Annotated in this window: 11 protein-coding genes; 5 read left to right on the forward strand and 6 right to left on the reverse strand. The window is 60.0% G+C overall.

From position 1 onward, the window contains the following. Positions 1-30: 30 nt before the first annotated feature. Positions 31-1,344, forward strand: coding sequence for a DUF2254 domain-containing protein (locus tag AB2N04_RS17705; RefSeq protein WP_367715949.1), 1,314 nt, complete (start codon positions 31-33; stop codon positions 1,342-1,344). Here AB2N04_RS17705 and AB2N04_RS17710 read toward each other — a convergent pair. The 3 genes from AB2N04_RS17710 to AB2N04_RS17720 form a co-directional block, all read right to left on the reverse strand. Then, complete coding sequence (locus AB2N04_RS17710; RefSeq protein ID WP_367718850.1) at positions 1,338-2,300, reverse strand: GlxA family transcriptional regulator; 963 nt, start codon at positions 2,298-2,300, stop codon at positions 1,338-1,340. The genes AB2N04_RS17705 and AB2N04_RS17710 overlap by 7 nt on opposite strands. A 70-nt stretch (positions 2,301-2,370) precedes the next feature. Further along, the gene (gene folD, locus AB2N04_RS17715) at positions 2,371-3,267 is read right to left on the reverse strand and encodes a bifunctional methylenetetrahydrofolate dehydrogenase/methenyltetrahydrofolate cyclohydrolase FolD (RefSeq protein WP_367715951.1); all 897 of its coding nucleotides are present in this window, start codon (positions 3,265-3,267) and stop codon (positions 2,371-2,373) included. Positions 3,268-3,417: 150 nt separating this feature from the next. Next, positions 3,418-5,994 (reverse strand): GumC family protein, encoded by a 2,577-nt coding sequence (locus AB2N04_RS17720; RefSeq protein ID WP_367715953.1) that lies wholly within the window; start codon positions 5,992-5,994, stop codon positions 3,418-3,420. A gap of 199 nt (positions 5,995-6,193) precedes the next feature. Here AB2N04_RS17720 and AB2N04_RS17725 point away from each other — a divergent pair, with 199 nt between their 5' ends. Continuing rightward, a complete protein-coding gene (locus AB2N04_RS17725) occupies positions 6,194-7,468 on the forward strand; it encodes a lipopolysaccharide biosynthesis protein (protein WP_367715955.1) in 1,275 nt (424 codons plus the stop codon). Between the two features lie 58 nt (positions 7,469-7,526). On the opposite strand, the gene AB2N04_RS17730 is transcribed toward AB2N04_RS17725, so the two are convergent. The 3 genes from AB2N04_RS17730 to AB2N04_RS17740 are packed head-to-tail and all read right to left on the reverse strand — an operon-like array spanning position 7,527 to position 10,353. After that, positions 7,527-8,405 (reverse strand): DUF6492 family protein, encoded by an 879-nt coding sequence (locus AB2N04_RS17730; protein ID WP_367715956.1) that lies wholly within the window; start codon positions 8,403-8,405, stop codon positions 7,527-7,529. Further along, positions 8,402-9,181, reverse strand: a complete 780-nt coding sequence (locus AB2N04_RS17735; protein ID WP_367715957.1) for a WecB/TagA/CpsF family glycosyltransferase — start codon at positions 9,179-9,181, stop codon at positions 8,402-8,404. The genes AB2N04_RS17730 and AB2N04_RS17735 overlap by 4 nt, the downstream gene beginning before the upstream one ends. Beyond that, positions 9,178-10,353, reverse strand: coding sequence for a glycosyltransferase (locus tag AB2N04_RS17740; protein ID WP_367715959.1), 1,176 nt, complete (start codon positions 10,351-10,353; stop codon positions 9,178-9,180). Before AB2N04_RS17740 ends, AB2N04_RS17735 begins: the two co-directional genes overlap by 4 nt. 204 nt (positions 10,354-10,557) lie before the next feature. On the opposite strand from AB2N04_RS17740, the gene AB2N04_RS17745 reads away from it, so the two are divergent. The 3 genes from AB2N04_RS17745 to AB2N04_RS17755 all read left to right on the forward strand — a co-directional run bounded on the left by AB2N04_RS17745 (position 10,558) and on the right by AB2N04_RS17755 (position 13,720). Beyond that, on the forward strand, positions 10,558-11,535 hold the full coding sequence (locus AB2N04_RS17745; RefSeq protein ID WP_367715961.1) for a glycosyltransferase family 2 protein: 978 nt from the start codon (positions 10,558-10,560) through the stop codon (positions 11,533-11,535). An 84-nt stretch (positions 11,536-11,619) separates the two neighbouring features. Then, positions 11,620-12,882, forward strand: coding sequence for an Hsp70 family protein (locus AB2N04_RS17750; protein ID WP_367715963.1), 1,263 nt, complete (start codon positions 11,620-11,622; stop codon positions 12,880-12,882). 130 nt (positions 12,883-13,012) lie between these two features. Continuing rightward, on the forward strand, positions 13,013-13,720 hold the full coding sequence (locus AB2N04_RS17755) for a hypothetical protein (RefSeq protein ID WP_367715965.1): 708 nt from the start codon (positions 13,013-13,015) through the stop codon (positions 13,718-13,720). The last annotated feature ends 12 nt before the right edge of the window (positions 13,721-13,732 follow it).

Raw genomic sequence — 13,732 nt, forward strand, 5'->3', positions numbered from 1 at the left:
CGTGCATTCTCTCTTGGATCGGAGGGGTTTGTGAACGGGTACTGGTTTCTATTCAGACGGCTTTCGCGGGCCCTGTGGTTTCTGCCGGCACTGTTCTGCGTGTCGGCGCTGATCGTGGTCGCGCTTGCCTATCTTTCCGCCGGTTTCTTCCCTGACGGGCTTGAAGAAAGCGCGATCCCGATCACCGTTTCGGCCGATGCCCTGCGCAACATTCTGGGCATCGTCGCTTCGAGCATGCTCACGGTGGCCGTGTTTGCGCTCTCCACGCTTGTGAACCTGCTGACAAGTGCTGCGCAGACCGGTTCGCCCCGCGCCGTGCCGCTCTTTTCAGGCAACCGCGCAGCCCGCACCACGATTTCCGTGTTCATCGGCGCGTTTCTCTTTTCCATCATCGGCATTATCGGCCTGTCGAGTGGCATCTACACGCTGGGCGGGCGCCTGATCCTGTTCATCGCCACTCTCTTCGTCGTCTTCGCCGTTGTCTGGGCGCTCATCCGCTGGGTGCGTGAAATATCGGTCGTAGGCCGCGTGGTGGAGATGACGAGCCGGCTCGAAGATGCGACCCGCCAGGCGCTCAACCGGCTTGGCCGCGACGGGCTTTATGGCTGCAGCGAGGGCGAAGGTTCACCCGTCGGACACGAGGTTGCAGCGGGTAGCGTCGGTTTCGTGCAGCATTTCGACCCCCATGCGCTTCAGGATCTGGCGGAAGAAAAGGGGCTTGTGATCCATGTGCGCGTCCGGCCCGGAGATTATGTAGACCATGCTTCAGTCATCGCCGTGGTTATCGGCGAGGCGGATGAGGCGGTGCTGAAGGGCATACGTGGCGATTTCATCATCGGCGAGGAGCGCACCTTCGATTCCGATCCCGGTTTCGGCTTTCTGGTTCTGGCCGATGTGGCGCGGCGGGCCCTGTCGCCCGGCGTCAACGATCCATCGACAGCCAACCACGTGCTTACCGTGCAGACACGCCTTCTGGCCGACTGGGCGCTCAAGGAGAAAGGGAAGGAAAGGACGGATCCACCCTATCCGCGCATTCGTTTTGTATCGGTCGGCCCGGAGCGTTTGCTGGACGAAGCCTTTCGGCCGATTTCCTACGAAGCGGCTACTGCAGCACCAGATGTTCAACAGGCATTGCTGCGCGGCCTTGCCTCGCTTGCCAGCATCGCTCCGGACGTTTTCGCAAAACCCGCGGCAACCCTTGCGGAGGATTTCATGGCCCGCGCCAGTTCTGAAGGTTCGCACGAGCCCGACATTGTAGCTCTGCGAAAGTTGGCAGCCGGCTTGATCGAAGGCACCGAGCGCCTGGCACAACCATCAAAACCAACCACCAAGCGCAATCAATAGGTGGTGCGCCTCTCTTCCGATGGCGGGCGCCCAAACTGCTGGCGGTAGCTTTGCGCGAAATAGGAGTGCGAGGTGAAACCGGTGGCGATCGCCACATCGAGGATCGGCATGTTGGTCTGGCGCAGAAGCTCGCGCGCCCGCTCCAGCCTCAGCCGCATGTAATAGCGCCCCGGCGTCATGCCCAGATGCCGCAGGAACAGCCGCTCCACCTGCCGGACCGAAAGGCTTGCCGCCTTGGCGAGCTGCACCGCCGAATAGGGCTCATCCAGATTGTCGGCCATCAGCTCGACGATCTTCTTCAGCTTCTCCGATTTCCCGGTGAGATCACGCTCCGGCCCGGTCCGCTGGCGGTCACCCGGCGAGCGGATGCGCTCGTGCTGGAACTGGTTGGCCACCTCGTTGGCCAGTTCCACGCCCAGATCGTTGCGCACGATTTCCAGCATCAGATCTATGGAAGTGGTCACGCCGGCGCAGGTATAGCGCTTCCGGTCGATCTCGTAGACATTTCCGGTGCACTCGATCTCCGGAAAACGCTCCATGAAGGAAGCCCGGTTTTCCCAGTGGATCGTGCAGCGATGTCCCTCAAGCTGCCCCGCCTCGGCCAGAAGGTAGGAGCCGGCCGCCAGCGCACCAAGTGCTGCACCACGACGGCCAAGCGAACGCAAACCCGCCAGCACCGTGCTCTTGCCGGGAAACTCCGTCGTCAACCCGACACAGACAAACAGGATATCCACCGGCGGCAGGTCGGCAATCGCATAGTCGATCTTGATGGGCAGCCCGTTGGAGGCCATCACCGCTTCACCATCGGCGGAAACCGTCACCCAGCTGTAGACGTCGTGTCCCAGCAGACGATTGGCCGAGCGAACCGTGTCGATGGCCGCCGCCAGCGAAAACATCGAAAATCTGTCCACCAGCAGAAAGGCAAACTGCCGGGTATCCTGCCGCGCCTCGCCCATGGCCTTTGGTTGTAAAGCAGGCTGGCTCGGCAGGAAAGACATGGGCGATGATCCAGTGTTGCGTCAGAAACTAGAAAGCGGGTGGTTCAAGCCCCGCAGTGCGATATGCGGAGGTCAGCGTGTTGGCCATCAACATCGCGATGGTCATTGGCCCCACCCCGCCGGGCACCGGCGTGATCGCCCCGGCGTGTTCCTTCGCCTCGGCAAATGCGACATCGCCAACAAGCCGGGTCTTTCCCGCGCCTTTTTCCGGCGCTGGAATGCGGTTGATGCCCACGTCGATCACCGTGGCGCCGGGTTTCACCCAGTCTCCCCTGATCATTTCCGGGCGGCCAACGGCCGCAACCAGAATGTCGGCGGTTCTTGCAAGCGCGGGAAGGTCCTTCGTTCGACTGTGGGCGATCGTCACCGTGGCGTTCGCTGCCAGAAGCAGGTTTGCCATCGGCTTGCCGACGATGTTGGAGCGTCCGATCACCACCGCCGAGAGGCCGGAAAGATCGCGGCCACGCACCCGCTCCAGCATCAGCATCGCACCGGCTGGTGTGCAGGGCACGAAGGCACTACCGAGCGTACCCGTGCCAAGACGCCCCACATTGATGAAGTGAAATCCGTCGACATCCTTGTCGGGGTCGATTGTCTGAATGATACGGCCCTCGTCGATGTGTTTCGGCAGGGGCAGTTGCACCAGAATGCCGTGGATCGCCGGATCGGCGTTGAGCTCCTCGACCAGTTTCACCAGCGCGTCCTCACCGGTTTCCTCTGGCAGAGAATGCTGCACTGAATGAAATCCGCATTCCTTCGCGCGGCGCGATTTGGAGGCGACATAGACCTGGCTGGCAGGATCCTCTCCGACGATCACCACCGCGAGCCCCGGCGTAACACCGGTTTCAGCGAGCCTGGCGGTCTCGGTCTTGACCTTCGCCACCACCTCTTCCGCAAGCGTTTTTCCGTCGATGAGTTCGGCCATGTCATTCCCCGGTGCAGCTATCAAGGGATGCGCTTTGCCTCATCCCGGGACGAGGAACGCATATGAGCCCGCATAATGGGGAAAAGACAGAACCGCAATCCCGCCACAGCGGCGTTCCCTGACGTTATTGGTAAAAGCAGGTTTTTTCGATCAGTAACGATGCCTGTTCGACCGGCGTGCCGTCAGCGCATCGATTTCGCGACGTACCGCCTTGAGACGGTCGTGGATATCGGCGAAACGCTCTGCGCCAAACTCTTCCCTGGCGACATGCTCGGGTGTGTGCTGCTGCCCAACCGGCGCTTGCTGCGGCGTGAAAGGAAAACCGCTCTGCGTGGGTGCAGGAGCCTGCTGCCATATCGGGTAGGGCTGCATCATCGGCATGCCAACTGCCTGCTGCATGGGAGGCATGAAGGGCATCATGCCGGGATGAACCATGACCTGCCCTGCCGGCCAGCCAGGCTGGGTCGGGGGAGCGGACGGCTGGGGCGGATGGCGCTCCTCTGCCAGCTCCTCGAACGGTTCCGCCGGTTCCAGGCCTTCTTCCCCTTCCAGCGCATGCCGGAATTCGTCCTCATTTTCCCAGTCAGTCGGGGCATGCGCGTGGGCGTGGCGTTCAGAAGTGCGCGCTGTCCGATCATGCGGGCGCTCCCGCCATGCGGCGTGGCGATACCCGCCTTCATCGGCCTCTCGCCAGCGCCTGCCGCCTTCCGGCGGCGTGGGATCGGGCTCCGGGTCGGCGTCGACACCATGATCGCCTTCGTCGCCCCCATCTTCGTCGGCCTGTCTGGCCGCCATGTTTTCGCGCAAACTCTGGATGGCTCCGCCCGCAGCGCCAATCCCGACACCGAAAACAAAGCCGAGAATCATTCCCGCCATGGCGATCGAAGACCGCGAGGGACCGGTGGGGTCGAGCGGCGGGACCGCCTGCGAAATCACGCTCACATTGGCGTTGTTCAAACGTTCCTGCTGACCGGTTTCGCGCGCGCGCAGCAGCAGGGATTCGTAGACCGAGCGCTTGGCATTGGCCTCGCGCTCCAGTTCGCGAAGCGTCACGCGCTCCCCTTCCAGCTCGCCCTTCTGCACCTTCAGACGCGCCAGCTGCGCGGCGAGATCCTGCTCAAGCTGCACGGCGCGCTGCAATTCCACCTGGTTTGACGCCACGACACGGCGCAGTTCCCGCGCAATCTCGTCGCGCGCGCCCGCCAGTTCCGCCTCGACCGAAAGGCGATCGGGGTGACGCGAACCAAGCCGCACCGCCAGCCGTCCTGCCTGCTGCTTCAGACTTGAGTATTGCGCCAGAAGCTCCGTCATCACTGGCGATGCGATCTGTTCGGGAAGAGCGCCTCCCAGAACCGTCTCCACGTCAAGCGAGCGGGCTGCCGCAGCGCGGGCATTCAGTTCCGATGTCCGTGCCCGTGCGGCCGAGAGCTGTTCGCTGAGACGCACGATCTCATCATCCGTGATGAGACGCCCCTGCGCATCGACGATGTCGTTTTTCGCCTTGAAGTCCGCAACGGCGCGCTCTGCCTGCTCCACTTCGGCCCGCAGCGACTTCAGCTGTTCGATGATCTCCCGGTTGGCGCGGCCGGCCGTTGCAGACTGCAGTTCGCCGAAGGTCGACAGGAAGACATCCCGGGTGGTCGTGGCGATCAGCGCCGATTTTTCGGGGTCCTCCGTGGTGGCCCCAATGGTGATGATGAAGGTTTTCGCGTTGCGCCCCACATCGAGCGCGTCTGCCAGATTGTCGACGGCGATGGAGTGCCGTGCCGAGCTTCCGTCGCTTTCACCCCCGCCATTCACAAGGGCGGAAACGAGTGCACGCGGACTGAGCAGCAGTCCCAGAACGGAACCACCGGCGGTGCCGTTGAACTCGGGATCGTCAGCGAGGTCCAGTTCGTCCACCACGCGCGCCAGCACATTGCCCGAGGTGATGATTGCGACCTGATTTTCGATCAGTGCCAGGGTTGCATCTGATGGCAAGCCTCCCGGTGTCAGGTCGCGCTCCACAAGCTGCAGATTGCGCGGATCGAAAATAAGTTGTGTGGCGGCATAGTATTCTTTCGGTGTCGAAAGCGCGGTCATCACACCGAGCACCGCCCCGATGATCGTGGTCAGCAGGATCAGCCATTTGGCCCGGAAGATGCCGCCAATGACCCGCACCGGGTCGATCAGCGGACGCCACAGCCTGTCGTCTGCACGACCTGCGGCGGTACGCGCATGGGCTTGGGTATGGGCTGGGCGCCGACGCGTGCGTGGAGGCTGCGGCTCGTCATCTTCCATCTGAGGAGGCACCGCCCGCTGGTGCGGCCGGGCGTAAGCGGCCCGCGCCGCCGGGGGACGCTCGGTCCGCCTGCCTTCTCCCGCGGGTTCGGGCAAGGGAAACAGCCGGTCGAGAATGCGCTTGTGGATTGGCGTCCGTTCGGATGCGGCACTTGTTTCTGGCCTGGCGGCACCTGCCCCACGCATGGGTTTTCTGCGGTCCCGGGTGACCGGTTTTTCGCCGTTGCGCGGGCCTGCCTCGGCCCTCTGCAGATAGGCCTGCGCCGAAGCGGCACGCTCGCGACGCGTATCACGAGGTTCCGATTCCGGGCTGGAATGCGCCAGAAGCGACGTGTTGCGCCCTGTTCTTGATGGGCTTTCGTCCTGCGGTGACTGCATCGACAGCAGCGAGCGGGCATGCCCCCTGTTCCCGGACGGTTTCCTTTTGGGATTGTCGGCGTCGAACATCTTGCGTGCAGCTTCCGCTCATATGGGTGGAGCGAGCGCATAGGCCCGCGATTATGTTAACCCAAGCTAAAGATGCACAGGTAACAAAGAGTTAACGGTAAACTTCGCGTAACGCACTTTTTCATCGGCTGGGTGTCCGCCGGAACAGCGCATTAAACTTTGTGGTCTAAGCACGGTCGATACCGGTAATCAGACGTCGATGTTACAGGGGCTTCTCATCTCGCTACGCAGCATCATCAACAGCCAGCGCCAGGTGTTGCGCGACTATCTGGCAACGATCAGCGGCTCGGCCGGGCGGCTTGTGTTTTCGCTCGCCTATTTCGTGATTCTTGCGAACAGCCTGTCCATCTCGGATTTCGGTCTGTTCGCCACGGCTTCCGCAGCCGGTGTCATGGTTGGTCGGCTTCTTGCCTTTGGCTTCACCGCAACGCTCTATCGTATCGCAACGGTAAAAGAGCGCCTTCTGGGTGCGTATACGTCGGGATTTCTTCTGCTGGCACTCGCCTCCCTGCCGGCCATACTCTTGGCGAGTGCGCTTCTTTACGTGGCGTTTTTCGCCGGCGACATGCGGGTTCTGCCATTTGGTCTCGTCATAGCGTCCGAGGCGGTTGCGTGGCGGCTTACCGAGACGGTGATTGTGGTCAACAATGGCCTCCACCGCTTTTCACGTGCCGCAATATTGCTCATCGTCAGCATCGCGATACGCGCGCTTGCCGCATTTCTCTTCACCTTCCATTCCAGCCATGATCTGTTGAGCTGGACGGTGTTTTACCTGGCGGCAAACAGCTCAGCCCTTGCCATTGCGCTCGTGTTTTTCACGCCGCGGTATCGCCTGCGGCTGCAACCGGCGCTCTACTGGCGCCGTCTGCCTGATGCTCTCTTTGTGGCCGGTGCAGAAGTTCTCTTCTATCTGCAGATGGAGCTCGACAAGCTTCTGGTTCTGGCGCTGGGCAATCCGAAACTCGCCGGCATCTACGCGATCATCATGCGGTTGGTCGACCTCACCGCGATACCCATCCGGTCATTTTCGATGCTGTTGGTCCAGCGGATGATGCGCCAACCCGAGATGCTGGCCAGCTGGCGGCTGCGCCTTGGCATTGAGGGCGCGGTTTTTGTCGTCTCCACCGCCGCGCTCGCCACGCTTTCACTGATCCTGCTTTTCTACCCAACACTGCTTGGTCAAAACGTTGCCGAGGCCGCACCGCTGGTCATTCTGGCACTTGCGATACCAGGCCTGCGCAATCTCAGTGAATATCATTCGGATCTGCTTTTCGCGCGCGGTCAGACTTTCATTCGCGCGCTCAATCTGGGCGCACTTGCGATGGCAAAAGCAGCGCTTCTGTCGCTGGTTGTCACCCTGTTTGTGCGGCCGGACGATATCCTCCTTTCCCTGAACGCGGTGTTCGCGGTCCTTTACGTCCTGTCCATGGTGCTCACATATCGCGCACTCTCCAAACCGGCGAAGCGCGTTTAGCGCTCAGCCGTGACCGGGGCGGTTCAGAACCGTTGTGCGCTTCAACCGGTGAAGCAGCCTATCCCACCAGATCGCGCAGGGGTTCCAGGCTCGTTTCGGTGAAGGACTGTATGCCGATGGCCACCTGATAGGGCTCCATTCCGGAGATGAATTTCCGCATGGCTGCAGCGTCCAGTTCCGGCCCGGACCAGTAGATGTGGCAAAGAGCACGATCATCGTGGAAATGCCCCTCGCCCTTGAGCACTTCGTCCACGTAACGACCGTAGAGAATACACTCGGAAAACCGCCGATCGGCCACCACGGCGTTGATCCAGGGTTTGTCGTGCACGGTCTCGATATGCCGGAGCATGCCAAGCACCGTGTCGCGCCGCCAGGCGATCAGCGTGGTAATGTAATCATGATGGGAAACCTGTTCCCGGGGCAATCCGAGAGCACGCCCCGCATTGGTCGCCCATTCCCGGTGTCCCATGTCGTTCAGTGTGTGCATGCCACCACTGCGCCGGTACAGCCGCATCCGCCCGTCGCGCCAGAAGTCCGCGCAATCGAATGGCCTCAGAAACACCACGTCCGAATCGCAATAGACCAGCGTTTCCTCCTGCGCCATTTGCGCAAAGGCGATCCGGCGCAATTGCTGGACATGCCAGCCGCGAAGCGGTGCGACCCGTGTGCTCAGCCAAACATGCCGCTTGAACAGGCTTGTCGGATCGCGAACCGCATGAAGCCATGAAGGCAGAAGATCGCGCTCGTCGACAACAACGCGACGGTCCGATTCCAGCGCCCGGAATCGCTCGACATCGTGGCTGGCAACAAGCAGATAATGGCGGTCGAACCCGGTGACGAACCGGTCCATCGTCTCGCAAAGAAGCCGGCATCGTTCGAAATCCCCGGCATAGCTTGGCGTTACGAGCGCAGCGCCGTTCCCCGCTCCGGCCGTCATCCTCTGCCTCTCCCGCCTCGAATTCTCTGTCCGAGCACACGCAGAAGGAAAAGCGGATTGCCCACCACATAGCGACGCCACAGGCGTCGCGGCTCCAGTCCGAGGCGAAACAGCCACTCAAGCCGCATCCGCCGCATCCAGGCCGGCGCGCGAGGCACCGCACCGCTTAGAAAATCAAGCAATGCACCCACGGCGATCGGCACGGTGCAGTGTTCCGGGCCAAGCTTCTCCGCGATCCAGAGTTCCTGACGCGGGACCCCCATGGCGACCAGAACGATGTCGGGCCGTTTTTCCTTAAGCGTTTCCAGAATGGCCTGTTCCTGCTGCACGTCGAAATAGCCGTCGTGGAGAAAGACAAACTCATGCTGTGGCGCATGCTGCGCCAGCTTTTCCGCAGCACACAGAGCGTTCTCACGCCGGGATCCCAGCAGCCCCACCGTCAGTTTTCCAGGTTGGCTCTTCAAGAAATCGGGCACGAAGTCCGTCCCGTTGAGATTGTCCGGAAACGCCTCACCGTAAAGCACCTTCGAGGCGATATCGACGCCCACCCCGTCGGCAAGCACGAGAAATCCGGGAAGCGCCTGGCGGAACTGCCGGTTTGCAATCGCCACATTGGCATTGTGCGCGTTGAGAAACGTCACCCGGGTGAAATGTCGCGCGGCAATGCTTTCTGCCAGCAGGGCCGTTGCGTCATCGCGGCTGATCACCGAAACATCCGTGCCCAGTATATCCCGGCGCGGCACGATGCCAGCCCTGGTCGGCGCTTCCAGGTTCATGTCGTCGTGCCCTTGGCACCAAAGCCCGCTTCGTGAAGGCCATGAAGGATGGCGCTGTCCAGTGCCTTCTTCTGTGCTTCATGAAAAGCCCGACCATCCAGATCGACCGGCCTCTCCGCCGCCTGTACCAGCGCCCGGGCAAATTCTTCAGGCTCGTCGGCAACAATGCAGTTTGCAGGCTGATGGGAAATGCCCCGCAGGGCACTGCGTGTGGCCACGCTCGGCAAACCCAGTTCAAATGTCTCAATGGATTTCAACTGCACACCCGTGCCCGCCCGGCTCACCAGCGGAACAACCTTTCCGCTACGGATGAACTCTACCGCATCCGGCACGCGACCCACAAACGCTATCTGGGGATGAATTCCCGCCAGGCTTTCTGGTGCGTCTCCGGCGACAGCCACCCGAAACCCCTGAGGAAGGTGTGGCACCACCTTTTCGAGAAACCAGTCGAGCCCGATACGGTTGGGCGCCCAGCTCCAGGTGCCGATCAGCGTCGCATCGAACGCCGTATCGCGCCTGATCTCGGGGCTTTCCACAGGCCCGTGAGCGACAAGGGGAAGGACCGCCGAGCGGCGATCGTCGTCGACCATGAGAAGCTCACGGTCTTCCTGCGAAAGGGTGAAGACGAATCGGGCGTCGGAACAAAGCTTCGCTTCCAGCGCCTTGAGCAAGCCCGCCTCACGCCGGAACATGAAGCGCTCAACCGGATTGCGCGCTGCAACAGCGCTCTGGGCAGCCGAAAGATGCTCGACATTGTGCGCCACATAGATATTCGGCCTGTCTGCAAAGACTGAACGAAACGCCCCGGCAAATTGCACGGAATTGAACACAACACCGTCGACAGGGCCAATCCCTTCGAGGGCCCTGCGGACCGTCGCGGGAGTGGTCATCAGCATCTTGGCCGATGAAAAGGTCATGTTTCGCATCATCGCACGCGCCAGCCAGCGCAGCTTCGTCAGACCACTGGCGCCTTCTGTCCGCGGATCAAGCTCGCCAAGCACGATCATGTCATCGCATTTGACGTCCCGCTCCCGTCCTGCCCATGCGAATCCCATGATGGTGACCCGGCAACCGGCACGCGAAAGCGCGCCCAGAATTGCCGCATTGGCAATCTCGTAACCGCTCTTGGGCGTTCCGCCGGGAACAATCGATGTCGCAAAGACCAGATGCATGCAGGAATCCTGTTTGGCTTGTTTTTTCAAACAGCAGTGAACTCTTGATTAAGGAGACACAACCGTAAGAGGTTTCGTCAGGTAGATTGCGGTTTTCGGTGTGGAAAATACTTGCCGTATTTAACGCCGCCTTAATGGGCAACATCGCTTATAAAGCTCCTCGAAAGAGTTGAAGGCGGGATCGTGACGGAAGCCGAACCAGAAATGTCAGTTTCAATCTTTGCGCGCACGCCAACGCTGAACGCCGAGGCGATCGAATGTGTCGTGACCGTTCCCACATTCAAGCGTCCCGATCAACTTCTGAAAACGCTGCATTCCCTCTCATCTCAGATCACCGAGCGGCGCTTCGCGATCATCGTGATGGAAAACGAAGCCGAGGAGCGCGCAGGCGCAATCGCAACCGCCCCCCTGTTCGAAGACGGAACCTTCAACGGACTCGTGATCATCGCCCACAGGCGGGGCAATTGCTGTGCCTATAATGCCGGCTGGGAAACCGCCCTCGCCGAATTTCCGAACTTTCGCCACCTCGCCGTCATCGACGATGATGAACTGGCTTCCCCGCACTGGCTGGAAAACCTCTGTTCCACCGCCGAGCGCTTTGAGGCCGACATCGTCGGTGGCCCACAAGTGCCCGTATTCGCGAAACCCGCGCATGAACGCTGGGCGTCTCATCCGGTCTTCGCTCCACCCTATGATGAGACGGGCTCTGTCCCGGCGCTTTACTCATCCGGCAATCTGCTCGTGTCGCGGCGGGTTCTGGAGGCGATGCCGCGCCCGTTCCTCGACCTGCGCTTCAACTTCATGGGTGGCGGGGATTCCGATTTTCTCAGCCGCGCCAGTCAGAAGGGCTTCCGCCTTGCCTGGTCCGCCGAGGCCGAGACACAGGAGATCGTGCCCGAACGCCGCGTCGAACGGGACTGGATTCGCGCCCGTGCGCTGCGCAATGGCGTCATCTCCACGCTTGTCGAGAAGAAGAAGCGGCGAGATCAGGGGTTTGGCAAGCTGCGTGTCTTTCTAAAGAGCCTCGTGCTGCTTGCCGCCTCGCCGTTTCGCGGTGCGCTCCGCCTTGCCGCGACGGGCTCCGTCTCGATCGCCATGTATCCCGTTTATGTCGGGCTCGGCCGCGTCATGGCCGAGTTCGGCTATGCCAATGAACAATACCGCGAGCCGGAGAAGAATTAACCGCTCAGACGGTCGACTTCCCAACGCCGATTGTGTATCGCTCCCCTCCCCCAGGCGAACCACATTCCGGCAAGGACCATCCCCATGCGAGCGCACAGCGGCGGCATCGACTTCGGCACGTCGAATTCCACAGTGGGCTTCATGGAGAACGGCGCACCCCGCCTCATTGCGCTCGAAGCAGGCGAGGTCACCATGCCGAGCGCCATTTTCTTCAGTTTCGAGGACGACTGCACCTATTTCGGGCGCAGCGCCGTCAGCCGCTATACGGAGAATGTGGAGGGCCGCCTCCTGCGCGCGCTCAAGAGTGTTCTGGGCTCATCCCTCATTCACGAGAAAACGCGCATCAAGGCACATTCCATCGCTTTCTCCGACATTATCGGCTCATTTCTGCATTTTCTGAAAGAAAATCTGGAAAACCATCTCGGCGGTCCGGTCGACAACATCGTGCTTGGACGTCCCGTGCAGTTTGTCGATGACAATCCGGAAGCCGACAGACGCGCGCAGGGCGAGCTGGAGAATGCTGCCCGCAGGCGCGGCTTCGCCAATATCGAATTTCAGTTCGAACCCATTGCCGCCGCCCTCGATTATGAGCAGCAGGTTGGCCGCGAAGAACTCGCGCTCATCGTCGATATCGGCGGCGGCACGTCCGATTTTTCCATTGTCCGCGTTTCCTCCGACCGTGCGAAACGGGCGGACCGCAAGGACGATATTCTGGCAAACCACGGCGTGCATATCGGCGGAACGGATTTCGACCGGCTTTTGAGCCTCGCCCGCCTGATGCCGGAATTCGGCTATCGCACGCAGACGAAGGACGGCAAGCGCTTTCTGCCGGCGGGTTATTTCAACGACCTGGCCACCTGGCAGCGCATTCACATGCTCTACACCAACAGGGCAATGACCGACTTGCGGCAGATCCGCTACGAAGCCGCCCGGCCCGATCTGGTCGAGCGCATGATCGACGTGGTTGCCAGCCGGCAGGGCCATGCGGCGGTCGGCGCGGTGGAGCGGGCGAAGATCGCTCTGACGGACGAAACCGAGAGCGCCATCAATCTTCCGCTCACCGACGAGACGCTCGACCTGCCGGTCACACGCGATCAGTTGAACGACGCCATTTCCGCCCCCGTCGAGCGCGTAGAAATGGCCGTTTCCGAAACACTCGCTCAGGCCGAAATCGCGCCTGAACAAATCACCGCCCTCTTCCTCACCGGCGGCTCGTCGGCCATCCCGCTTCTGCGGGAAAACGTCCTGCGCATGCTGCCTGCCGCATCCGTTGTCGAAGGCGACATGTTCGGCTCCGTCGGTCGCGGTCTGGCATTGGATGCAGGCCGCAGGTTCGGCCCTTCTTGATTTAGATTAAGTGTCGATCTGATTCGGCAAACACATTATCAAGATGAATATTCGACATCTCGTAAAAGTGATGTAATGCTATTAATTAACTTCCTGACCATTTGAAACGATCGTACGATGGAATTTTTGAATGTCACAAACTCTTTCTCAGACTCAAATAATTCGATCTCTTGGTCAGGCTCTCGAATGGTTTGAAAAAGAGATATCTTGGGGAGTGGCCCCTGGCGAATTAAACCATCTAACCGGGCGAATTGGCGAATTGTATGCAGCCATGGTTACCCGAGGCCAAATGGCTCTACAGACCAACCAACGCGGATATGATGTTGTATCTTTGGATGGTCATAAGATCTCTGTTAAAACAATAACCACTTCGAGCCACGTTACATTTAAAAAAAGCACATTTTCTCTTGCTGACCGCGTGATGATTCTTCGTTTAATCACTGATGAAGATGAGGTTTCGATTGAAGAAATATTAGACTGCTCATCGGAAAATCTTCCGACACATAGAGTAAACAAAAATGGTGATTACACCATATACTTAGGAAACATTTCTAAAGTATTAGAAGAAACTAAGGGCGAGCCTAGATCATCACGCATACCGATCGAGCAACTTCGCAAACTTCGGGAAACAGGAAGCGCGGTGTTTGAGCAATACAAAATTACTCAGTTTGAAAATGGAAGTGTAATTGTCGAAAACTCTGGATCCGTTGAAGATGTGGCAAAGCCAATTTTGAGATACATAGCTAAAAATATAGGTGTTGATATATTGAACGATGCCGGAAATAAAAAGAATACAAGATCATTAGGGTCGGACATAATAAGGTCGCTCAAATCTTAATCGTTGCATAAT

This window comes from Nitratireductor sp. GISD-1A_MAKvit (assembly GCF_040819555.1).
GTDB lineage: Bacteria > Pseudomonadota > Alphaproteobacteria > Rhizobiales > Rhizobiaceae > Nitratireductor.